Raw genomic sequence first — 20,316 nt, forward strand, 5'->3', positions numbered from 1 at the left:
CTTAACCATCAAAAAAGGGCGCCCCAAGGCGCCCTTTTCAGCCGTTGCTGGCCAGCCAGTCCAACACCACCTGGTGGTGGTCGCTGGTTTTGAACTTGTCGAAGCGGTGGCGGACTGTGCCGTCGCTGCCAATCAAAAAGCTCAGGCGGTGGATGCCGTCGAATTCACGGCCCATGAATTTTTTCAGGCCCCAAACCCCGAAGGCCTCGGCCACCTGGTGGTCCTCGTCGGCCAGCAGCGGAAAGTTCAGCTCCTGCTTTTGCTCGAAGTTTTTCAGGCGTTTGGCCGGGTCTGGGCTGATGCCCAGCACCGCCACGCCCTTGGCCTTAAGCTCGCCCAGGCTGTCGCGCAGGCCACAGGCCTGGACGGTGCAGCCGGGGGTGCTGGCCTTGGGGTAGAAATAAACCAGCACCTGCTGGCCCGCGAAATCACTGAGCTTGACGGTGTTCCCGTCCTGGTCGGCCAGGGTAAAGGCAGGGGCCTTGTCGCCGGCATTGAGCGGTTTGATGCTCATCATCACTCCTTATGACGAATTTCGGTCAGGGGGGTCAGATGGGAAAGTTTCACATCCAGGGCGGCGGCGTTGCACAGGGGGGCGAGGGCGGTCTCAAATTCCCCAAGGTCGGTGCCGTCCGGCAGGTTGATACGGATGGCCAGGTGTAATTGGTCATCTTCGGTGCTGGCCGACAGGGCCGAGATGTTGACCTGGCGTTCGGCCAGGAACTGGGTCACCTGGGAGATCACCCCGGGGCGGTCCGGGGTGACGGCTTGCAGTTCCAAGCGGTGGGCGTAGTTGGCGGCTTCGTGGTGGCCGGTGCGTTTCATCATGGTCAGCAGGTTATGATCCCGCGCCAGCATCGGCATCTGGCTTTCCAAGCGGGCCACCGCATTCCAGTCACCACTGATCAGCATGATCAGGGTAAACTCGTTGCCCAGGATGGCCATGCGGCTGTCGACGATGTTGCAGTGGCAGGCACTGGCCAACTTGACCAGCTCGTTGACGATGCCCGGCCTGTCTTCACCGACGGCGGTGACCACCAAAAATTGGCTCATTCACTGTCCTTTCAATGCGTTAACTGCTGGCTTGTGTTGCACAAAGGGCAAAAGTACCATACCAAGCCAATGATAAAACAGGAGCATAACATGTTCACCGGCAGCATCGTCGCCCTCGTCACCCCCATGACCAGTGAAGGCGCAGTGGATTTTGACGCCCTCAAGGCACTGGTTGAGTGGCATATCAGTGAAGGGACGCAAGGGATTGTTGCCATGGGTACCACGGGTGAGTCCGCCACCCTGGATACCGACGAACATATTGCCGTGGTCAAGGCCGTCTGTGAGGCCGCCGGCGGCCGCATCAAGGTGATCGCCGGCAACGGTGGCAGCGCTACCCACAAGGTGGTAGCCCTGACCAAAGAGCTGGACGCCTTGCCCATCGACGGTTTCCTGACCGCCACCCCAGCCTACAACAAGCCCACCCAGCAAGGCCTTGTGGCCCATTTTGAGGCCGTGGCTGCCGCCACCGCCAAGCCCATACTACTTTATAACGTGCCCGGCCGTACCGCCGTGGACATGAAACCGCAAACCGTGGCCACCTTGAGTGAACTTCCCAACATAGTGGGTATCAAAGAGGCCACCGGTGACCTGGCAAGGCTGGCAGATCTGCAAGCCCTTGTGGCGGATGACTTTGTGCTGTTGTCCGGGGATGATGCTACCTGCCGCGCCTTTATGCTGGCTGGCGGCCACGGCATTATCAGCGTTACAGTCAACGTGGCGCCCAAGGCCATGCGCAACCTTTGCGACTTGGCCCTGGCCGGCAAAGGTGCAGAGGCCCTGGCCCAGGACCTGAAGATCCAGGGGCTGCACAGGTCCCTGTTTGTAGAAGCCAACCCGACACCGGCCAAGTGGGCGCTCAAGCGCCTGGGGCTGTTGAAAACCGACACTTTACGTTTGCCGCTTGTGCCCCTGACCGCAGCCGGCCAAGCGAGCGTTGAGGCCGACCTGAAAAAAGCCGGCCTTCTTTGAGGTATTTGGATGACCATAACTAAAACGACCCTGGCGCTGGCCGTCATTGCCCTGGCCGGGTGCTCTTCGACCATGGAACGTCGCCAGGCGGACGGCAGTTTTGCCTACGCCCAATTGGAAACCGAGCCGACCCTCAAAGCGCCGGCCAATCTCCATGCCCCCAAAGGGGATGGCCGTTTTGACATACCGCCGGCCAAGGCCCAAGGTCCGGTGGGCAAGGAGCTGGACATCCGCGCCCCGCGCCTGGTGCTGACCCTGGTGGACGGCTCCCGCCTGGAAGAGAGCGAGTCCGGCTCCAAGGTGCAAATCGACGCCCGTGACGGTGTGGGTGACGTGGTGTCCATCGTCCAGCAGCGCCTGGACCAGTGGCTGGCCGCCCGCAATATCCCGGTCCAAAAACGCGGCAGCACCCAGATTGAAACCGGTTGGTTCGTGCCGGCCGACAGCGAAACCATGATGGCCAGCGCCGACGACTTCCCGGTCAAGCGCCGCTTTGCCATCAGCGTCAAGGCTCCCGAGCACAAGCGCACCGCCGAGGTCAGCATCAAGAGCCTGGGGGCTGAGAAGACCTCCAGCGACGACGAAGAGACCATCATAGGGGAAGGGGAACGCGCCGCCGTGGCGGTCCTGAACGACTGGCTGGCTTACTATGCCAGTAAGGACGAGGTCAGCGCTCGCGACCAGCTTCTCGCCAAGTTCCGCCCCGTGGCCGTTACCCTGCGTCAGGAAGAGGGCGACCAGACCGCCTTTGTTCTGGGTGCCGATTTTGAGCGGGCCTGGAACCGCCTGCCCATGGTCCTCGAGCACCTGGGCTTTGAGGTCAAGGACATCGACAAGTCCCTGGGTACTCTCTTTGTCAGCTATAAGGGCAGCCCGGACAGCTCTTTCTGGAGTGGCCTCTTTGGTGGCGACGACAAGGAACTGACCCTGGAGCACGGTAAATACCAGATCCAGCTTGGGGAACTGGGGGACAACACCTCCATGACCCTGACCGACGATGATGGCCAGCCGCTGCCCACCGCCAAGTACACCGAAATGTACAATCAGTTCGCCGAACTGATGCGCGATGGCGATCTGAAAGAACTCAAGAAATAGCGCTGACAAGCCAGAGTCAGGGCATTACAATACGCAGGCCGCCGAGAGCGGCCTTCTTTTTTCGCCCAAGCGCAAACGTTTTCAGCAATCGGAGTCCTCATAGGATGGAAAAACGCCAAGAGCTTTACCGTGGCAAAGCCAAATCTGTTTACACCACGGACAATCCTGACTACCTTGTCCTGCATTTTCGCAATGACACGTCCGCCTTCGACGGCGAGAGGATCGAGCAGCTGGCGCGCAAGGGCATGGTGAACAACAAGTTCAACCACTTCATCATGAACAAGCTGGAAGCGGCCGGCATTCCCACCCAGATCGAAAAACTGCTGGGTGACGACGAAGTGCTGGTGAAGAAACTGGACATGATCCCGGTGGAATGTGTGATCCGCAACTACGCAGCCGGCTCCCTGGTGCGTCGCCTGGGCGTGGAAGAGGGCAAGAAGCTCGAGCCCCAGACCTTCGAATTGTTCCTGAAAAACGACGCCCTCCATGACCCCATGGTCAACGACAGCCTCTGCGCCGCCTTTGGCTGGGCCACCGAAGCCCAGTTGGCCCGCATGAAAGAGCTGACCTACCAGGTCAACCAGGTGCTGTCCAAGCTGTTCGATGACGCCGGCATGCTGCTGGTGGATTTCAAGCTCGAATTCGGCCTATTCAAGGGCGAGATCGTGCTGGGTGACGAGTTCAGCCCAGACGGCTGCCGTATCTGGGACAAAGACACCAAGAAGAAGCTGGATAAAGACCGGTTCCGCCAAGGCCTAGGTGGCGTGGTGGAAGCCTACGAAGAGGTGGCTGCCCGCCTGGGCCTGGATCTGGGCTAAGGTTTAACCGCTTCAAAACCCCGGCTGGTCCGGGGTTTTTTATTGCGTTGGAGCAAGGACTTAGCTCAACCAGGGACTATGCTTAAGGCTATGGAAGGTCCCTAAGGAGAGCGGTATGGGCACCACAAGACACGGACTGAGCATTGGCCTGGAGCGCACCGGCAGCGAGTTTTTCCTGGTTCTGAGGGCCGCCGGCACCCTGACCCACAAGGATTACCAAGTGATCACCCCAATGCTGGACAGCGCCCTGGCGGCGGTGACCAGCCCTCATGTAAAAGCCCTGGTGGACTTGCGGGAGCTACGTGGCTGGGAGCTGCAGGCGGCCTGGGACGATTTTCGCCTCGGCCTCAAGCACGGCCAGGCCTTCGACAAGATTGCCCTGCTGGGCAACAAGGTCTGGCAGCAGCTGGCGGCCAAAGTCGGCGACTGGTTTGTGTCCGGCGAGATTTGCTATTTCGAAGAGGAAGCCGAAGCGCTGGCCTGGCTTGCCGAATAATCGCCGGTCTTCTTCCCTTGAGGCTTTCATGACAGTACCCTCCTTGGTCTGACAAGGAGGACTGTCATGGCCTTATCCCCTCTCAAATCCCCAACGTCCTGCCAGGTGCATCTGGTGCGGGCCTTTACCTGGCGCGGCCAGGGCGGCAATGGCGCCGGCGTGGTGCTGGATGCAGGCGAGCTTAGCGAGGCCCAGATGCAGGCCCTGGCCCAGCAGGTGGGCCTGTCGGAGACGGCCTTTATCAGCGCCTCAAACAAGGCTGACTTTGCGGTGCGCTTTTTCACCCCCACCGAGGAAGTAGACTTTTGCGGCCATGCCACCCTGGCGGTGTTTTCCTTGCTGCACCAAAGCGGTCGCCTAGGCCCTGGCCACTATCGCCAGGAGACCAAGGCCGGGGTGCTGGGGGTGCGCATCGACGCCGACGGGCAGGTGGTCATGGACCAGTGCCTGCCGCAGTTTATGGCCCAGCACTCAGCTGAGCTCCTGGCGCCAATGCTGGGTCTGGTGCCGGCCGACATCGGCCTGCCGGGCTTGCCAATCCAGGCTCTGAGCACCGGCCTTAGGGATCTGATGGTGCCGGTGGCCAAGGGCGGCCTCGATAAGGCCCGCCCCCGGTATCGAGCCATCAGCGACTTTTGCCGGCAGCAGGGGCTGGTGGGCTTTCACCTGTTCGAGGCACCAAGCCAGGGGGAGGTGCGTTGCCGCAACTTTGCTCCCCTGGTGGGCATAGACGAGGAGTCGGCCACCGGCAGCGCCTGTGGCGCCCTGGCAGCCTACCTGGCCCACTACCAACCTGGCCTGCCCAACCCGCTTACCATGGTGCAGGGCCAGGCCATGGGCCAGGGGTCTCGCCTGGACACCTGGGTGGAAAAACGCGACGGCGCCATCAGCGCGGTCAGGGTCGGTGGCAGGGCCGCTGTTTACGACCAGACACAGCTTGCTGTGGAGACCTGCTGATGAAGCACTGGCTGTTGCTGACCCTGGCTATTGTCGCCGAGGTGGTTGGCACCTCGGCCCTCAAGGCCAGCGAGGGCATGACCCGGCCCTGGCCGGCGCTGCTGGTGGTGCTGGCCTATGGCCTGGCCTTCTATCTTTTGTCCCTGACCCTCAAGGTGATACCGGTCGGGGTGGCCTATGCGGTCTGGTCAGGACTGGGGGTGGTGTTGGTCACCGCTTTTGCCTGGGGCTTTTTCGGTCAACGGCTGGATTGGCCACAGCTGCTGGGCATGGGGCTTATCGTGGTGGGGGTTGTGGTAATGAACCTGTCCGGCGGCGCTCATTGAGGGCCGCTTGTGCTAAGCTGGGCGGCTTCTGAGTGGAGGAACCTGTAGTGCTGTTTAGACTCTTCCTGGTGTTTTTGATGGTGGCGGTGTTGATCACCCTGGTGGTGGGCGCCGCCAAGCGCTTTGGCCTGCCGACCCTGCCGGCCCTGCTGCTGGTGCCGGTAATAGCTTTGTTGGGCTGGCTGTTGTACAAAAGAAAATCACCATGAAAAACGCGGGCCCGGCCCGCGTTTTTATCTTCTGGCCCTTAATTGCCTGTTAGGACACGCCATGACCGTTACCATTATCCAGGTCGATTACCAGGACCCTCGCCAAGGCGCCGACCTGGCATTCTTGCTGGGCAGCTACGCCGCCGATCCCATGGGGGGCGGCGAGCCCCTGGACGAGGCACATCTGGCCGCCTTACCCAAGGCCTTGGCCAAGCTGCCTTATGCTCTTAGTCTGCTGTGCTACGTGGACGGCCAACCGGCAGGGCTGTTGAACGCCTTTGAAGGCTTTTCCACCTTCAAGGGCAAGCCCCTTTATAACATCCATGATCTGGTGGTACTGGCTCCCTACCGGGGCCAAGGGCTAGGCCAGCAACTGCTTTCGGCCATGGCCGACCTGGCGCGGGCCAAGGGCTGCTGCAAGCTGACCCTGGAGGTACTGGACGGCAACCTGGTGGCCAAGCAGGCTTATATCAAGGCCGGCTTCGCCGGTTATCAATTGGATCCGGCCCTGGGCCAGGCGCTGTTTTGGGAAAAACAGCTGTAAGGGAGTGATGAAATGAAAGCCTTGCTGTTGATTGACGTACAAAAAAGCCTGGTGGCGGAGTGTGAGGCCACAGCGCCCATGCTGGCGGTGTTGGTGGCCCAACTGGCCAAGGCCCGGGCTGTGGCGGCGCCGGTGCTGTTCGTGGCCGACCGGCGGGTAGAGCCGGACCCGGGCTTGCACCCGGCCCTTGAGGCAAGGGCTGACGAGCCGCTGCTGTGGAAAGACTACTGCGACGCTTTTTTGGAGACGGATCTCGATGCCAGGCTCAAGGCCCTTGGGGTCACCGAACTGGTGATAGGTGGCCTGCAGAGCGATTTTTGCATCGACACCAGCTGCCGCCGTGCAGCCTCCCTCGGCTACAAGGTGACCCTCATTGCCGACGGCCATGGCACCGCTGCCAACGGCGTCTTGCAGGCGGCGCAAATAGTGGCCCACCACAACAGGGTGCTGCGCCACTTTGATGCCGGCCAAGGCCAGGTGCGGGTGCAGGCCGGGGCTGAGCTGGCCTTTTAAGGCGTTCTTGTGGTGAGGATCATATTTTGAGGTGCCGCCGAGGCGATTTCCTGCTGTTGGGCTAGAAACAACAAAAGGCAATTGTCGTTGTGGAGGCCGCAAGATGGGAACGACCAGGGATTGGTGTATCGAACATGACCCGGGATTTGAGCATTTGGTGTACCGGGAGCCCGGTCGCTACGTGGTCTGCCATGTGACCCAGGGTTATGCCTACATGGGAGGGGGCAGTGTCTGTCAGAAGGCCCAGCCCAGGGTCTGTGTTTATGCCGACTCGCTAAGGGTGTTGGCCGCCCAGGATCAAAACCTGAGCCTGCAGGAAAGGGACAGGGAAAGGATATGCCGGCGCATCCAGTGGTTCTTCGAAGACAAGGGCCTGGCAACGGAGATCTGTCCTTAGCCGAACCAGCCTGACAAGGAGGTCTGCATGTATACTCGCGATCCGCACCAGTTCCGCCTGGCGGTTTGGCAAAATCCCGATTACCCGGCCGTGCTGGTGGAAGGGGATTCTTGGGCCGACCATCCCTTGGTGCCCAATCTGTCTTGGAATCTGCACCAATACCTGGGCCACAAGGTGAATATCCTCAATATCAGCCAGTCTGGGGATCTGGTGTTCAATATGGCCCACGGCAAGCAGTTCAATACCCTAAAAGCTTACCTGGCCAGCAGCCATTTTGACTTTGACCTGCTGCTGCTGTCCGGGGGCGGCAACGACATCCTGGTCAACGACCAGCCGGAGTTCAAGCTCGAGCGCATCCTAAAACCCAGCCAGCAACCGGATCCCCGCTTTTTTATCGACGAGGGAGCCTGGAAAGCCTCCCTTGACCGGGTGGAACTGAGCTACGTGCGGATCCTCGACGCCGCCAAGGACGCCAACCCCCATCTCAAGATCCATGGCCACTGCTACGACTATATCTACCCCAGGGACAAAGGGGCCGACATCATTGTCATCCCCGATGCCCTGGGGCCTTGGGTCTACCCGGTGATGCAACATATACAGGTGACCGACCAGCAGTTGCAGCGCAATATCATCAAGTGCCTGCTGGACGACTTTGCCGCCATGCTCGGCTCCCTTAAGGCCCGCTATCCCCAGTTCGACTTCAGCAATACCCTGGGCACCTTGCCCAACCACCCCAGCTGGGATCTGAACCTGCCCAACTGGGATGATGAAATTCACCCCAACGGCAAGGGCTTTGCCAAGCTGGTCAATGAAAGGGTAGGGCCCGACGTCAAGGCCCGGCTACCGGCATAAAAAGGCCCGCATCTGCGGGCCTGTTGTTTAGGCGTTCTTGAGGCTGGCCATGTCGATGACGAAGCGGTATTTCACGTCACCTTTTTTCATGCGCTCATAGGCCTGGTTGATGTCCTGCATCGCCAGCATCTCCACGTCACAGGTAATGCCGTGCTCGGCGCAGAAATCCAGCACTTCCTGGGTTTCCGGCAGGCCACCGATAAGGGAGCCGGCAATCACCCGGCGCTTCAGTACCAGGTTGGCGGCGTGGACGGGGGGATCCATAGGTTCGATAAGGCCAACCAGAATATGCACACCGTCGTACTTGAGGCAGTTGAGGTAGGGGTTCAGGTCGTGCTGCACCGGAATGGTGTCCAGCAGGTAGTTGAAGGTGCCGGCCACGGCCGCCATCTGCTCGGGGTCGGTGCTGATCACCACATGGTCGGCCCCTTGCTTCTTGGCTTCGGCCACCTTGCTTTCGGAGCGGGTGAAAATGGTCACCTCGGCGCCCATGGCCTTGGCAAACTTCACACCCATGTGGCCAAGGCCACCCATGCCCAGTACCCCTACCTTGTCACCGGCCTTGACCCCGAAGTGCTTGAGGGGGGAATAGGTAGTGATGCCGGCACAAAGGATGGGCGCGGCGCTGGCCGGGTCCAGGGCTTCGGGGATGGACAATACAAAGCGCTCGTGCACCACTATGCTGTCGGAATAGCCGCCATAGGTGATGGTGCCGTCAATTTTGTCCTGGCCGTTATAAGTGCCGACAAAACCGTTCAGGCAGTACTGCTCCAGGCCGTCATCACAGGCAGAACAATGCTTGCAGGAGTCTACCAGGCAGCCGACACCAACGATGTCGCCTACCTTGAAGCGGCTGACATCGCTGCCCACGGCGGTCACATGACCGATGATCTCATGGCCGGGCACCACTGGATAGACAGAGCCGCCCCAGTCGTTCTCGGCGGTGTGGATATCGGAGTGGCATACGCCGCAATAGTCGATTTCGATGGCCACGTCATCGGCGCGCAGGGCGCGGCGCTCGAAGTTGAATGGCGCCAGGGGGCTGGTGGCGGACTGGGCCGCAAAACCTTTGGCTTGTGCCATAACGAAGGCTCCTTAAGGTCGAAAGGGTGAAAAAGTCCTGACTATTGTTAGGGGGAAGGGCCTGGCAAGCCATCCACATTCCTGCGAGTTTTTTGCCAATTTCTCCAAAAGCCCGGCACAGTGCTTAAGGCGGGCGGGTAGTAGAGGCATAATGTTCCGGCGCCCTGAGGCGCAGAATGAGAGACGCGACCCATGGCCAACGCCCTTATCCCCTTGCTGACATCGCTGCTGCAATCTGACCGATCCTCCAAGACGGCACTTGAGGGGGTGACAGTGCTGCATTGTCCGAGGGCTGTACCGCGTTCACCGCTGATCTACAGCCCACCTTGCCTTGTTATCATTGCCCAAGGTCGCAAAATTGGCTACCTGGGAGACAGGGAGATCCATTACAACCCGGGCCACTACCTGGTGCAGACCCTGCCGCTGCCCTTCGAATGTGAAACCTATGCCAGCAGCGATGCGCCCCTGCTGGGCTTGTCGATACGCATCGATCCGGTGTTGTTGGCCGAACTGGTCCATGAAAGCGGCCCCATGGCCCTGGCCGACGGTGACCCCAGCCCCATGGCGTCGGTGCCCATGACAGGGGCTATGGCCGGGGCCGCCGAGCGCCTGCTGCAATGCCTGCAATCGCCACTGGAGGCCAGGGTTTTGGGCCAGGGGCGCCTTCGGGAGCTGATTTTTGAGGCCCTTAAAGGGGCCCAGGGGCCTGCCCTTAGGGCCCTGGTGCAGGGGCAAGGCCATTACGCCCGAATTGCCCAGGTGCTGGCGGAGATGTGCGACAACCTGGGGCAGGAAATGACGGTAGAGCAGCTGGCCCGCAGTGCCAGCATGAGCCTGTCGAGCTTTCACCAGCATTTCAAGGACGTGGCCCGCTGCTCGCCCCTGCAGTATTTAAAACGACTGCGGCTGCTCAAAGCCCAGATGCTGTTGAGCCAAGACCAGCTCAACGTCGGCCAGACCGCCAATGCCGTGGGCTATAAGAGCGTCAACCAGTTCAGCCGTGACTATAAGCGCTACTTTGGGGCCAGCCCCAACCAGGAGCGCCGCTCGGCATAAAAAAGCCCCCTAGCGGGGGCCTTTGGGGGGCTTGTTCTTGGGCTGACGCGGCCACAGCAGGGCCAAGTTACCGACGATAACCAACAGCACCAACAGGGCTATCCACCATCCCATCAGGGCTCACTCACATTGGTGATAAAACGGGCCATCAGTTCCTCCAGCCTCGGCACTATCACCTCGCGGCCGGTCACCTGGCCGTAGTTGAGGGTATCGGCCAGTTTCCCAACGCTGAGCCGCTTTAACAGCGGCACTGCCTGGGGGGCATAGCTTAAATGCCAGGGCTCGACGGCTACGCCGCCCCTGTCCTGGTCGTAGGGCAGGAAAAAATCAAAGCCCGGTGCCGCGTCCCGAAGCCAAAGTGCAAAATCATGCTGGCTGCCGCCGGGGCCGTATTCCTGGGGGGTCAGGCCAAGGGGAGCGCTGCCCTGGGCTCTGGCACAATACAGATCCAGGTCCGTGCCCCAATGGTGGCGGCTGGCCCCAGGCAGGGCCGAGAAACGCAGTATCGCCAGCAACTTTTGCTCGTCGCTCATGGCTGCCAGGTCCAAAGGCCGGCCGGCATCGTCATGGACAGGGCGTACCCCCCGCCATTTGCCGGAAAAGATCTGCTCCTGGCGCTCAAAGTCCCGAAAGCTCGAGGCAATGGTCAGGGCAAAGCCGTCCTTGCGGGCCGCTGCCTGCAAGGTTTCGAAGGCGCTGGCAGTCGCTGCTGCCAGCCGCTGGCCTCCCAGATCCCGTAAATGGCCGACATAGCGGCCAGTCAGGACCAGATCAGGCCAGGAGTCGCTCGAGAAGTCGCTCATAAATCAGGGCCAGTTTGTCCAGTTCGTCCACCTTGGTGCATTCGTTCACTTTATGGATGGTGGTATTAACAGGACCCAACTCCACCACCTGGGCACCGGTCGGGGCGATAAAACGGCCGTCCGAGGTGCCACCTGAGGTTTCCAGGCGGGTGGGCTGGCCTGTTACTTCCTCTATGGCCAGCTGCACGGCGCCAAGGAGCGGGCCAGAGCCGGTGAGGAAGGGCTCGCCGTTGAGTTTCCAATGAAGATCGTAGTCCAGGCCGTGGGCGTCGAGGAGGCCGGTGACCCGGGCCTTGAGGTTGTCGCTGCTGGATTCGGTGGAAAAGCGGAAGTTGAATTTCACCTCCAGCTCGCCGGGCACCACGTTTTCGGCGCCGGTACCGCTTTTGAGGTTGGAGATCTGGAAACTGGTGGGAGGGAAGAATTCGTTGCCCTTGTCCCACTCGATGCCGGCCAGTTCGGCCAGGGCCGGGGCCGCCAGGTGCACCGGGTTCTTGGCCAGATGCGGGTAGGCCACGTGGCCCTGCACCCCTTTGACGGTCAGGTACCCCGACAGGCTGCCACGACGGCCGTTTTTCACCACGTCTCCCACCGTCTTGGTGGAAGAGGGCTCGCCGACGATGCACCAGGTGATCTTCTCGTTGCGGGCTTCGAGGGTGTCTATCACCCGCACCGTGCCGTTGATAAAGGGGCCTTCTTCATCGGAGGTGATGAGGTAGGCGATTGAGCCTTTGTGGTTGGGGTGTTTTTGCACGAAGCGCTCGGTGGCCACCACCATGGCCGCCAGGCTGCCTTTCATGTCGGCGGCGCCCCGGCCGTGCAGGTAGCCGTCCATCACCGTGGGTTCGAAGGGCGGGGTATGCCACTGCTCCAGGGGGCCGGTGGGCACCACGTCGGTGTGGCCGGCAAAGCAGAACAGCGGGCCTTCGCTGCCTCGGCGGGCCCAGAGGTTGGTGGTGTCTTCAAAGACCATGGACTCGAGGTTGAAACCCACGGCAGCCAGGCGTTCCCCCATCAGCTGCTGGCAGCCTTCGTCTTCGGGAGTGACAGAGGGGCGGCTGATAAGATCGGCAGCCAGTTGCAGAACGTCGCTCATCAGGCCACTCCGAAGATGTTGGCGTATTGGTCGGCCTTGAAGCCCAGCGCCAGTTGGTCATCTTTGGCCAGCAGCGGCCTTTTGATCAGCGCCGGGTGGCTCAGCATCAGGGTTACAGCTTTCGCCTGGTCCAGGTTTTCCTTGTCGCTGTCGGGCAGTTGCCGAAAGGTGGTGCCGCGCTTATTGAGCAGCGCTTCCCAACCCAGGGTCTGGGCCCAGTCTTCCAATTGGCTTTGGGCCAGGCCGTCAACCCGGTAGTCGTGAAACTGGTAGGGGATACCCTGGGCATCCAGCCATTGGCGGGCTTTTTTGATGGTGTCGCAGTTTTTGATTCCGTAGAGGGTGGTCATCTGTGCTTGGGGTCCGCGTTGGCATTTTGACCCCATGGTAACAGGAGCGGCCCGCTATCGGTACAGGGCCGGGGCAGGTAGCAAAAAGGCCCCGATGGGGGCCTTTTTCAGCGATACAGGGTGAGGATGACGTCTTCCCCGGCCTTGACCTTGCCGGTCTTTTTACGGATATGGCGAAAATCGTCCATGTTGGACACCACTATGGGGGTCAGGGTAGAGCGGGCATGGGCTTCGAGGAACTTGAGGTCGCATTCGAGCACCACGTCCCCTTTCTTGACCTGCTGGCCTTCGCTGGCCACTCGCAGGAAACCTTCCCCCTTGAGTTCCACCGTGTCGATACCCAGGTGGACAAAGATCTCCACCCCCTGCTCGGACTCGATGGAGAAGGCGTGGTTGGTTTCAAAGATCTTGCCAATGGTGCCGTTGACCGGCGCCACCACCTGATGGGAGCTGGGTTTGATGGCAATGCCGTCACCGACGATCTTTTCTGCAAAGACCACGTCCGGCACGGACTCGATATCGACCAGCTCACCGCTGACCGGGGCGTGGATGTCGATACCATCCCCCTGCGGGCCGTCGCCGAGTAACTGTTTGAGCTTATCCAGTAGCCCCATAGCTGCCTACGTTGTCAGTTTTTCTCAAGCTTATCATGCTTTTTGCAAAAGGGCGCTGAGTTCGGCGGTGGAACGGCACCCCAGCAGGGCCTGGCGCTCGGGCAGTGCGACCGGTGTCACCAGGCGCTGGCGGATGGCGGGCAGGGCGCTGGCCTGCATGGAAAGACCGGTCAGCCCCAGCCCCAGCCACAGGGGCAGGTAGTCGGGGCTGGCGGCCAGCTCGCCGCACAGGGTCACCGGCAGGGACCGGGGCTGGGCGGCGTCCACCACCCTTGCCATCAGCCTAACCAGGGCCGGGGATACGGCATTGAGCCGGTCGGCTACCTTGGGGTTTTCCCGGTCCACCGCCAGGGTGTACTGGGCCAGATCGTTGGAGCCGATGGAGAAAAAGTCCACTTCCTCGGCCAGCACGTCGGCCAGCATGGCGGCGGAGGGGGTTTCCACCATGGCCCCAAGGGGCGGGCAGGGCAGGGCCATCTGCCCGGCCAAGGTTGCTAGCCGGTCTTTGACCGCCAACACCTCGTCGAGCTCCGAGACCATGGGGATCATGATCCGCAGCGGGTACTGGCGGGACACTTCCAGCAGCGCCTGGAGCTGGGTGTCCAGCAGCTGCGGGTTGTCCAGCAGCACCCGGATACCGTGCCAGCCCAGGGCCGGGTTAGGCTCTGAACCTTTACCCAGCCAGGGCAACGGCTTGTCGCCACCGGCGTCCAGCAGCCTGAAGGTCACCACCGCCGGGGCGCATTCCCGGGCAATGTGCTGGTAAATCTGCACCTGGCGCTCCAGCCCCGGCGCCTGCTGGCGGTTGGGAAAGAGCAGTTCGGTGCGGCAAAGGCCCACGGAGCTGGCGCCGGTGCCCGGGGTTTTGCGGGCTTCCAGCAGGGTCGAGATATTGACCCCCAAGGCGATGGGGGAGGCCGCCGGTATGACCTCGGCCTCCCCGGCCAAGGCCTCTTGGCGGCAGGTGGGAAAGTCGGGCAGGGCCGGGCCGTAGAACAGCAGGCCCTGGTCCCCGTCCAGGGCCAGCCAGTCGCCGTCACTGACCCTGTCCATGGCTTCGCAGCCGGCCAGGGCCGGTATGCCAAAGGCCCGGGCCAAAATGGCGGCGTGGGAGTGGCGGCCGCCCTTGCGGGTGACGATACCAAGCAACTTGTCGTTATCCAGCAAGGTCAGCTGGGCCGGGTAGAGCTCGTCGGCCAGCAGGATGACCGGGTCTTCCAGCAGTATATGGTCGGGGGGCATGCGCCCTTGCAGCAGGTGCACCAGGCGGCTGGCCAGTTCCCTAAGGTCGGCGGCCCGTTCGGCCAGGTAGTCGTCGCCGATATTGACCAGGGTGCGGGCCTGTTCATTGAGCACCTGGTAGACGGCGGCTTCGGCCCTGGCCCTTTTGTCGAAGATCTGGCGGCGCACTTCTTCCACCAGCTCCGGATCGGTTACCAGCAAGTGCAGGCCCACGAACAGGGCGGCGATGTCGTCACCGAGCTTTTCTTGGGCTTGCTGATGAAGCAGTTCGAGCTGGGACTCGGCCTGGGTCAGGGCGTCTTGGAAGCGCTGCCATTGATGGTCAAGCTGGGCCGGGGCGCAGGGGGTAAAGTCGAGACGCAGATCGTGGCTGGGCAGGGTCAGGGCCGGGCCCTTGATCTTGCCGCCGCTGACGGCAATGCCGTTAATGCTGGCCATCATTGAACTGTTCCAGCCATTGATGGAGGGCACCGATGGCCTGGCGGGCATCGTCCCCCTGGGCGCACACTTCAATGCTGGCACCGCTGACCAAAGGCAGCTTTTGCAGGGCAAACAAGCTCTTGGCATTGGCCTGCAAGCCGTCACAGCGCACCTGGATATCCGCCTGGAATTGACGGGCCAGGGCCACCATCAAGGCGGCGGGCCGGGTATGCAGGCCATGGGGGGCCAATAGGGTGATGCAACAGCTTTCCATCAGTACCTGACAACTAGGGAAACTCCCGAAGATTACCATTAAGGATTTTCACCGCCAACTGCCCTTGCCTTAGGGTTGTTCAGGGATCTTCCCGGCAGGATGCCGCCAACAAAAACAGGAGCGCCGAAGCGCTCCTGTAACCGGGTCACTATCGTTGTCAGAAATGATAGTTGGCTTTGAAGAACCAGCGCAGGCCGTCGGTGCCCACTGCCGAGTTGGCCGGGTAAACCTGGCCTGTGCCCTCGCCGTACTGGAACTTGTCCGGGTAGTTGTCGAACAGGTTTTCCACGCCGGCGGTCAGGGCCAGGCCTTCCATGGCGTACCAGGTGGCGGAGGCGTCGGCGATAAGCTCGGCGCCGTAGGTCTGGTATTGCTGGTCGGTGGCGTTCTTCCATTTGCCGTAGTAGCGCAGCCCCAGGTCGAACTTCAGGTCGTCGATGCTGTGGGTCAGGTTGAGGTTGACCCGGGTCTTGGGCAGCAGGTTTTCGATATCGGCCTTGCGGTCGGCGTCGATGATGGTGCTGTCCTTGATGTCGGTGACCTCTGTCTTGTTGTAGTTGGCCCCCAGGTTGATGACGGTATCCCCCAAAGAGGAACTTAAGAGGTAGTTGACCACCAGGTCGATACCCTGGGTACGGGTGTCAAAGCTGTTGGTAAAGAAGCGGATCTGCCCGAAGTCGTCGGCCCGGGGAATGCCCGCCGCCACCAGCTGCACCCGGGTGGCATCGTCGATGTCGATGGAGCCGGACATGGCGACCCGGTCCTGCACCTCGATGCGGTACAGATCCAGGGTGGCGGTCAGATCGGAGGTCAGGGGCCAGCCCAGGCCCACGCTGATGTTGTCGGACTCTTCCGGCTTGAGGGCCTTGCCGCCGAAGAACTGGGCGATGGGGTTGGTGGGCGGTATGGTGCCCACGGCCACCGGGGTGGGGTCGTCACCGATAAAGGTGGTGGCCACGTTGATGGTGTGGGACTGGCCCGGGGTAGGGGCACGAAAACCGGTGCTGACGGTGCCGCGCAGCACCAGATCGTCGGTGGCGTTATAGCGGATGGAGAACTTGCCGTTGGTGGTGTCGCCAAAGTCGGAGAAGTCCTCAAAGCGCCCGGCCAGGCCCAGCATCAGCTGGTCGGTCAGGTCCCATTCCATGTCCAGGTAGGCGGCGTAGTTGGAGCGGGTCCATTCGCCGGTCTGGTCGGGGTCAAAGCCGGGGAAGCCGTTGGAGCCGATCCCCAGGTAGCTGTAGGGGCCGATTTCCCAGGACGCCTTATCGCCGGCGATGATCTCGTAGGTTTCATCCCGGTACTCAGCGCCGAAGGCCAGGTTCAGGCGGCCAATGGGGTAGACGAAGTCGGCGTTGAGGTTCTTTTCGGTCTGCTGCAGGGTGCCCGGCAGGAAACTGACCGGCGAGTCCGGCCCCAAGGAGGGGTTGATGGTGTTGTGCATAAAGTATTCGATGCGGTCGCGGCCAAAGCTGCCGGACAGATCAAAGCTCAGGTCCTCGGCCAGGGCGTCCAGGCTGCCTTTAAGCCCCACCACTTGGCTGAAATCGTAATTGTCCGAGCCAAAGCGGGGGGTAAAGCCGCCGGGGAACCATTGCAGGAAGTTAAAGGTGCCGCCGCCGTCCAGGGGAATGTCGGTGAAAAAGTCCCTGTCCCGGTTACGGTAATAAAAGCTGCCCTCGGAGGTGGCCTCGGAGTAGTTGCCGAACAGGTAGAGCTGATCGGTGGCGTTAAGGTCCAGCCCGGCGTTCCAGAACAGCCGTTTGGCCTTGGCACTGGGGGTACCCCAGATCATCGCCGGGTCCGGCACGCCGCTGATGCCCTGGTCGATGTAGGACTGGGCGTCGGGGCGCTGTACCCCCCTGGAGGTCTCGTCACGCTGGGTGATCTCGGCGCTGATGTTGATAAAGCCGGCCTCGGTCAGGGCCGCCCCCAGGTTGGCCGCCACCTTCCATTCGTCGCCGTCTCCTTCCTGGGTTGAGCCGTACTGGGCCATGGTTTCCAGGCCGTCGCTGTCGGTACGCAGCACAAAGTTAATGACCCCGGCGATGGCGTCGGAGCCGTACTGGGCCGAGGCGCCGTCTCGCAGCACTTCCATGCGCTTAAGGGCAATGCTGGGAATGTTGGAAATGTCCGGGCCCTGGGCTCCCTGGGCCAGGGAACCACCGCTGAGCTGCACCAGGGCAGAGCGGTGGAAACGCTTGCCATTGACCAGCACCAGGGTTTGGTCCGGCGGCAGGCCGCGCAGGGTAGCGGGCCGCACAAAGGAGCTGCCGTCGCTGATGGGTTGAGTGGGCACGTTGAAGGAGGGCACCAGTTTGCGCACCACTTCCCCCAAGTCGGAGTTGCTGTGGCCCCGGATGTCGACGCCGTCGAAGATGTCGATGGGGGCGGCCGAATCGGCCGCCGTACGCCCCGCGACCCTGGAGCCGGTAATGGAGATCACCTCGGTTTCGTCGGGCAGTGCCGCCTCTTCTTCGGCCCTGGCCGGCAAGGTACCCAAGCCCAGCATCACCGCCATGGAAAGCAGGCCCAGGGTCTGTCCCTTTCTGTTTTTATCGCTTGTCATTTTTTATCCGCCCTTTATTGAAAGTGTGTCACTTCATTCCTGGAAACAACGGCGGCATTAACCTTCCAGTAACACTTTAAGGCGATAGCACAGAGCCAAATTCCCTTTCAAAGAAAAACAGCGAGCGTCAACCAATGGCGTCGGTGATTTGTGAGGCCATTCGCAAATACCCCGCGCTAAATAGCTTGTTTTTTAACCTTTACGTAAGCGTAATAATGTTTTAAATACAATGTCTTACCATAGAGTAAATGCTCTAGTTTTTGTGATGTTTGTCCCATAATGTTATTGGCTTGATAATGAGTGTTTTAAAAGTTACGAGGTTTATGTTTAGGGTTGGGAGTGCGCTTAATTTATAAAAACGGCCGAATTCAAATCCCTGAATAAACTAATCCGTAACATTGGGTGGCTTATGAAAAATGCACTGACACGGCGGCAACTATTGGGCCTGCTGGGGCGGGTCGGGGGCTCGGCGGCGCTGTTTCAAGCCGCCGGCCTGCTGGGGGTGACGGCCATGCCGGTACAGGCGGCACCAAAGCGGCTGACACCGGTGCCGGGCAAGGGACCCAAGGTCTTGATCTTGGGTGCCGGCATCAGCGGCTTGACCGCCGCCTATGAGCTGGGCCTGGCCGGTTACCGCTGCACCATACTGGAAGCCTCCCACAGGCCCGGCGGGCGCAACCTGACCGTGCGCCACGGCGATTTTATCGACGAGTTGGGTAACCCCCAGTACTGCCGTTTTGACGACAAGCCCCATCTCTACCTTAACTGCGGGCCAGCACGGATCCCCGCCTCCCATACCGGCCTGATGCATTACTGCCGCGAGCTGGGGGTGGCGCTGCAGCTCTTTAGCAACGACAACCGCAACTGCTACACCCAGGACGATGCCGCCTTCGGTGGCAAGCCGGTGCGGCTGGCCGAATACCAGGCCGACATCCGCGGCTTTATGGGGGAGCTGATGGCCAAGTCCCTGGCCTCGGCCCAGCATCTGGACGCCCCCTTTGACGAAGCCGATCTGGGGCAGCTGCAGGAATTTGTGCGCCTCTACGGCGATCTGGGCGCGGATCTCAAGTACCGGGGCACTGAGCGGGCCGGCCTGGTGTCCGGCGGCTTTGTGGACCCTGAGATGCTGAAAAAGCCGAACCGCTTTAGCGACCTGATGCGCAGCCACTACTGGGCCGGCGCCCTGCACTTTGCCGAGGCGGCGGACCAGGCCCCGGCCATGATGACCCCGGTGGGGGGCATGGACAGGGTGGTACAGGGTTTTCTCAAGCACACCGCCGACAAGATCCGCCTCAAGGCCCAGGTGCAGAAGGTCTGGCTGGACGAGCAGGGGGTGGAGGTCAGTTACCTCCATGGCGGCCAGCAAAAGGTGGAGCGGGCCGACTACTGCCTGAACTGCATTCCTACCCACATCATGGCCGGCATCGACAATAACTTTCCCGCCGACTATCGCCAGGTGCTGGGGGCAGTGCAGCGGGGCAAGCTCTTTAAAATCGGTTTCCAGGCCAAGGAACGGTTCTGGGAAAAAGAAGGGATCTACAGCGGCATCAGTTGGACCAACCAGGACATTACCCAGATTTGGTATCCCGAGCACGGCACCTTCGAGCAAAAGGGCATCCTGCTGGGGGCCTACAGCTGGGATCCGACCATCGCCGACCGCTTTGCCGCCATGACCCCTGACCAGCGCCTCAAGGCCGCCCTGGCCCAGGGCAGCAAGGTGCACCCGGACTACGCCCAGTACATGGAAAACGGTGTCACCGTCTGCTGGCAACGGATGAACCACATGCTGGGCTGCAGCTCCTATTGGCCAGAGGCGCTGCTGGCGGACGGCTTCAAGCGCCTGCAGGCCCCGGCCGGACGCCATTACATGGTGGGGGATCAGATCAGTTTCCACCCCGGCTGGCAGGAGGGGGCCATCCGCTCGGCCTGGCATGCCCTGGCCGATATCGAACGCCGCGAAGGGCAGCGTGCCCGGGAGGCCGCATGAACAAAGTGCTGCTGTTGGGTCTGCTACTGGCTTTGCCGGCCCTGGCAGCCAGCGACGATGCCCGTTACTGCCTGGTATGCCACGGCAGCAACGCCAGCGGTAATGCCACCGTTGCTGCCCCCAACCTGTCGATACTGCCCGGCTGGTACCTCAAGGGCCAGCTCCATGGCTTTGGCCAAGGCTGGCGCGGCCAGGGGGACTGGCATGGCCAGGAAATGGCGGCGGTGGCGAAGACCATGTCGCCTCAGCACATTCAGGAGGCCGTTAGCTTTCTGGCTGGCCTCGGCGTACATCGGGCCGAGGGCACCCTTGACGGCGACCCGGCCCGGGGCCAGGTCCTTTACCCGCGCTGCGCCGGTTGCCACGGCGATAATGGCCAAGGGCTTGAAGCGCTGCAGGCGCCGCCCCTGGCCGGCCAAAGCGACTGGTATCTGTTCAAGCAGCTCAAAGCCTACCGGGATGGGGAGCGGGGCCAGGCCGGCACCGACCAAAGCGGCCAGATCATGGGCCAGGCAGCTCTGCTGCTGGGCTCGGACCAGGAGATGCGGGATCTCGCCGTCTACCTCAACCAATTGTCAGCACCACCACACTGA

The 20,316-nt window shown here is 61.5% G+C and carries 24 protein-coding genes; 14 read left to right on the forward strand and 10 right to left on the reverse strand.

The window, feature by feature from the left end:
• Positions 1-37: 37 nt before the first annotated feature.
• Both bcp and B3C1_RS04765 read right to left on the reverse strand, forming a co-directional pair.
• Positions 38-508: a thioredoxin-dependent thiol peroxidase gene (bcp, locus tag B3C1_RS04760; protein ID WP_035481226.1), complete on the reverse strand. Its 471-nt coding sequence runs from the start codon at positions 506-508 to the stop codon at positions 38-40.
• Between the two features lie 8 nt (positions 509-516).
• A complete protein-coding gene (locus B3C1_RS04765; RefSeq protein WP_008483274.1) occupies positions 517-1,053 on the reverse strand; it encodes a glycine cleavage system transcriptional repressor in 537 nt (178 codons plus the stop codon).
• Positions 1,054-1,143: 90 nt separating this feature from the next.
• Between B3C1_RS04765 and dapA the strand changes: the two genes are divergently transcribed.
• From dapA to B3C1_RS04815, 11 genes are all read left to right on the forward strand, one after another.
• A complete protein-coding gene (dapA, locus tag B3C1_RS04770) occupies positions 1,144-2,022 on the forward strand; it encodes a 4-hydroxy-tetrahydrodipicolinate synthase (protein ID WP_008483275.1) in 879 nt (292 codons plus the stop codon).
• Between the two features lie 9 nt (positions 2,023-2,031).
• A complete protein-coding gene (bamC, locus tag B3C1_RS04775) occupies positions 2,032-3,117 on the forward strand; it encodes an outer membrane protein assembly factor BamC (protein ID WP_008483276.1) in 1,086 nt (361 codons plus the stop codon).
• Positions 3,118-3,221: 104 nt separating this feature from the next.
• Positions 3,222-3,935 (forward strand): phosphoribosylaminoimidazolesuccinocarboxamide synthase, encoded by a 714-nt coding sequence (gene purC, locus B3C1_RS04780; protein ID WP_008483279.1) that lies wholly within the window; start codon positions 3,222-3,224, stop codon positions 3,933-3,935.
• Positions 3,936-4,050: 115 nt separating this feature from the next.
• Positions 4,051-4,431, forward strand: a complete 381-nt coding sequence (locus B3C1_RS04785) for a SpoIIAA family protein (protein WP_008483282.1) — start codon at positions 4,051-4,053, stop codon at positions 4,429-4,431.
• 66 nt (positions 4,432-4,497) lie between these two features.
• Positions 4,498-5,388, forward strand: a complete 891-nt coding sequence (locus tag B3C1_RS04790) for a PhzF family phenazine biosynthesis protein (protein WP_008483284.1) — start codon at positions 4,498-4,500, stop codon at positions 5,386-5,388.
• Entirely contained in the window at positions 5,388-5,714 is a 327-nt protein-coding gene (locus B3C1_RS04795; RefSeq protein WP_008483286.1) for a DMT family transporter, read from the forward strand. Before B3C1_RS04790 ends, B3C1_RS04795 begins: the two co-directional genes overlap by 1 nt.
• A gap of 47 nt (positions 5,715-5,761) precedes the next feature.
• Entirely contained in the window at positions 5,762-5,923 is a 162-nt protein-coding gene (locus B3C1_RS20100; RefSeq protein ID WP_156804451.1) for a hypothetical protein, read from the forward strand.
• 61 nt (positions 5,924-5,984) lie between these two features.
• Entirely contained in the window at positions 5,985-6,467 is a 483-nt protein-coding gene (locus tag B3C1_RS04800) for a GNAT family N-acetyltransferase (protein WP_008483287.1), read from the forward strand.
• Between the two features lie 12 nt (positions 6,468-6,479).
• Positions 6,480-6,980 (forward strand): isochorismatase family protein, encoded by a 501-nt coding sequence (locus B3C1_RS04805; protein WP_008483288.1) that lies wholly within the window; start codon positions 6,480-6,482, stop codon positions 6,978-6,980.
• A 103-nt stretch (positions 6,981-7,083) separates the two neighbouring features.
• On the forward strand, positions 7,084-7,377 hold the full coding sequence (locus B3C1_RS04810) for a hypothetical protein (protein ID WP_008483289.1): 294 nt from the start codon (positions 7,084-7,086) through the stop codon (positions 7,375-7,377).
• A 27-nt stretch (positions 7,378-7,404) separates the two neighbouring features.
• Complete coding sequence (locus B3C1_RS04815) at positions 7,405-8,229, forward strand: SGNH/GDSL hydrolase family protein (protein WP_008483290.1); 825 nt, start codon at positions 7,405-7,407, stop codon at positions 8,227-8,229.
• A 27-nt stretch (positions 8,230-8,256) separates the two neighbouring features.
• Here the strand turns inward: B3C1_RS04815 and B3C1_RS04820 are convergent, their stop codons facing one another.
• Positions 8,257-9,312, reverse strand: a complete 1,056-nt coding sequence (locus tag B3C1_RS04820; RefSeq protein ID WP_008483291.1) for an NAD(P)-dependent alcohol dehydrogenase — start codon at positions 9,310-9,312, stop codon at positions 8,257-8,259.
• Positions 9,313-9,504: 192 nt separating this feature from the next.
• Here B3C1_RS04820 and B3C1_RS04825 point away from each other — a divergent pair, with 192 nt between their 5' ends.
• Positions 9,505-10,368 carry an AraC family transcriptional regulator gene (locus B3C1_RS04825; protein ID WP_008483292.1) on the forward strand — a complete coding sequence of 288 codons (864 nt, stop codon included), beginning with the start codon at positions 9,505-9,507 and terminating at the stop codon, positions 10,366-10,368.
• Between the two features lie 113 nt (positions 10,369-10,481).
• On the opposite strand, the gene B3C1_RS04830 is transcribed toward B3C1_RS04825, so the two are convergent.
• The 7 genes from B3C1_RS04830 to B3C1_RS04860 form a co-directional block, all read right to left on the reverse strand.
• A complete protein-coding gene (locus tag B3C1_RS04830; RefSeq protein ID WP_008483293.1) occupies positions 10,482-11,171 on the reverse strand; it encodes a M15 family metallopeptidase in 690 nt (229 codons plus the stop codon).
• Positions 11,140-12,270: a succinyl-diaminopimelate desuccinylase gene (gene dapE, locus B3C1_RS04835; protein WP_336391105.1), complete on the reverse strand. Its 1,131-nt coding sequence runs from the start codon at positions 12,268-12,270 to the stop codon at positions 11,140-11,142. The genes B3C1_RS04830 and dapE overlap by 32 nt, the downstream gene beginning before the upstream one ends.
• The gene (locus B3C1_RS04840; protein WP_008483295.1) at positions 12,267-12,617 is read right to left on the reverse strand and encodes an ArsC family reductase; all 351 of its coding nucleotides are present in this window, start codon (positions 12,615-12,617) and stop codon (positions 12,267-12,269) included. The genes dapE and B3C1_RS04840 overlap by 4 nt, the downstream gene beginning before the upstream one ends.
• Positions 12,618-12,724: 107 nt before the next feature.
• Positions 12,725-13,231 (reverse strand): PTS glucose transporter subunit IIA, encoded by a 507-nt coding sequence (gene crr, locus B3C1_RS04845; protein WP_008483296.1) that lies wholly within the window; start codon positions 13,229-13,231, stop codon positions 12,725-12,727.
• Between the two features lie 33 nt (positions 13,232-13,264).
• A complete protein-coding gene (gene ptsP / locus B3C1_RS04850) occupies positions 13,265-14,914 on the reverse strand; it encodes a phosphoenolpyruvate--protein phosphotransferase (protein ID WP_008483298.1) in 1,650 nt (549 codons plus the stop codon).
• Positions 14,898-15,167, reverse strand: coding sequence for an HPr family phosphocarrier protein (locus B3C1_RS04855; protein WP_008483300.1), 270 nt, complete (start codon positions 15,165-15,167; stop codon positions 14,898-14,900). The genes ptsP and B3C1_RS04855 overlap by 17 nt, the downstream gene beginning before the upstream one ends.
• 157 nt (positions 15,168-15,324) lie before the next feature.
• A complete protein-coding gene (locus tag B3C1_RS04860) occupies positions 15,325-17,736 on the reverse strand; it encodes a TonB-dependent receptor plug domain-containing protein (protein ID WP_008483302.1) in 2,412 nt (803 codons plus the stop codon).
• 409 nt (positions 17,737-18,145) lie between these two features.
• Here B3C1_RS04860 and B3C1_RS04865 point away from each other — a divergent pair, with 409 nt between their 5' ends.
• Together B3C1_RS04865 and B3C1_RS04870 are read left to right on the forward strand one after the other, a co-directional pair.
• The gene (locus B3C1_RS04865; RefSeq protein ID WP_035481183.1) at positions 18,146-19,723 is read left to right on the forward strand and encodes a flavin monoamine oxidase family protein; all 1,578 of its coding nucleotides are present in this window, start codon (positions 18,146-18,148) and stop codon (positions 19,721-19,723) included.
• The gene (locus B3C1_RS04870; protein WP_008483304.1) at positions 19,720-20,316 is read left to right on the forward strand and encodes a c-type cytochrome; all 597 of its coding nucleotides are present in this window, start codon (positions 19,720-19,722) and stop codon (positions 20,314-20,316) included. Before B3C1_RS04865 ends, B3C1_RS04870 begins: the two co-directional genes overlap by 4 nt.

It is taken from the genome of Gallaecimonas xiamenensis 3-C-1 (assembly GCF_000299915.1).
In the GTDB taxonomy this organism is placed as follows: Bacteria; Pseudomonadota; Gammaproteobacteria; order Enterobacterales; family Gallaecimonadaceae; genus Gallaecimonas; species Gallaecimonas xiamenensis.

Bases quoted from the DNA above. Each gene is read 5' to 3' on its own strand.
- B3C1_RS04805 (WP_008483288.1), top strand. From the start codon at position 6,480: ATGAAAGCCTTGCTGTTGATTGACGTACAAAAAAGCCTGGTGGCGGAG.
- B3C1_RS04800 (WP_008483287.1), top strand. From the start codon at position 5,985: ATGACCGTTACCATTATCCAGGTCGATTACCAGGACCCTCGCCAAGGC.
- B3C1_RS04865 (WP_035481183.1), top strand. From the start codon at position 18,146: ATGAAAAATGCACTGACACGGCGGCAACTATTGGGCCTGCTGGGGCGG.
- bamC (WP_008483276.1), top strand. From the start codon at position 2,032: ATGACCATAACTAAAACGACCCTGGCGCTGGCCGTCATTGCCCTGGCC.
- B3C1_RS04825 (WP_008483292.1), top strand. From the start codon at position 9,505: ATGGCCAACGCCCTTATCCCCTTGCTGACATCGCTGCTGCAATCTGAC.
- crr (WP_008483296.1), bottom strand. From the start codon at position 13,231: ATGGGGCTACTGGATAAGCTCAAACAGTTACTCGGCGACGGCCCGCAG.
- B3C1_RS04860 (WP_008483302.1), bottom strand. From the start codon at position 17,736: ATGACAAGCGATAAAAACAGAAAGGGACAGACCCTGGGCCTGCTTTCC.
- B3C1_RS04870 (WP_008483304.1), top strand. From the start codon at position 19,720: ATGAACAAAGTGCTGCTGTTGGGTCTGCTACTGGCTTTGCCGGCCCTG.
- purC (WP_008483279.1), top strand. From the start codon at position 3,222: ATGGAAAAACGCCAAGAGCTTTACCGTGGCAAAGCCAAATCTGTTTAC.
- ptsP (WP_008483298.1), bottom strand. From the start codon at position 14,914: ATGATGGCCAGCATTAACGGCATTGCCGTCAGCGGCGGCAAGATCAAG.
- B3C1_RS04840 (WP_008483295.1), bottom strand. From the start codon at position 12,617: ATGACCACCCTCTACGGAATCAAAAACTGCGACACCATCAAAAAAGCC.
- dapA (WP_008483275.1), top strand. From the start codon at position 1,144: ATGTTCACCGGCAGCATCGTCGCCCTCGTCACCCCCATGACCAGTGAA.
- B3C1_RS04785 (WP_008483282.1), top strand. From the start codon at position 4,051: ATGGGCACCACAAGACACGGACTGAGCATTGGCCTGGAGCGCACCGGC.
- B3C1_RS04820 (WP_008483291.1), bottom strand. From the start codon at position 9,312: ATGGCACAAGCCAAAGGTTTTGCGGCCCAGTCCGCCACCAGCCCCCTG.
- B3C1_RS04795 (WP_008483286.1), top strand. From the start codon at position 5,388: ATGAAGCACTGGCTGTTGCTGACCCTGGCTATTGTCGCCGAGGTGGTT.
- B3C1_RS04790 (WP_008483284.1), top strand. From the start codon at position 4,498: ATGGCCTTATCCCCTCTCAAATCCCCAACGTCCTGCCAGGTGCATCTG.
- B3C1_RS04855 (WP_008483300.1), bottom strand. From the start codon at position 15,167: ATGGAAAGCTGTTGCATCACCCTATTGGCCCCCCATGGCCTGCATACC.
- B3C1_RS04815 (WP_008483290.1), top strand. From the start codon at position 7,405: ATGTATACTCGCGATCCGCACCAGTTCCGCCTGGCGGTTTGGCAAAAT.
- B3C1_RS04830 (WP_008483293.1), bottom strand. From the start codon at position 11,171: ATGAGCGACTTCTCGAGCGACTCCTGGCCTGATCTGGTCCTGACTGGC.
- B3C1_RS04810 (WP_008483289.1), top strand. From the start codon at position 7,084: ATGGGAACGACCAGGGATTGGTGTATCGAACATGACCCGGGATTTGAG.
- B3C1_RS04765 (WP_008483274.1), bottom strand. From the start codon at position 1,053: ATGAGCCAATTTTTGGTGGTCACCGCCGTCGGTGAAGACAGGCCGGGC.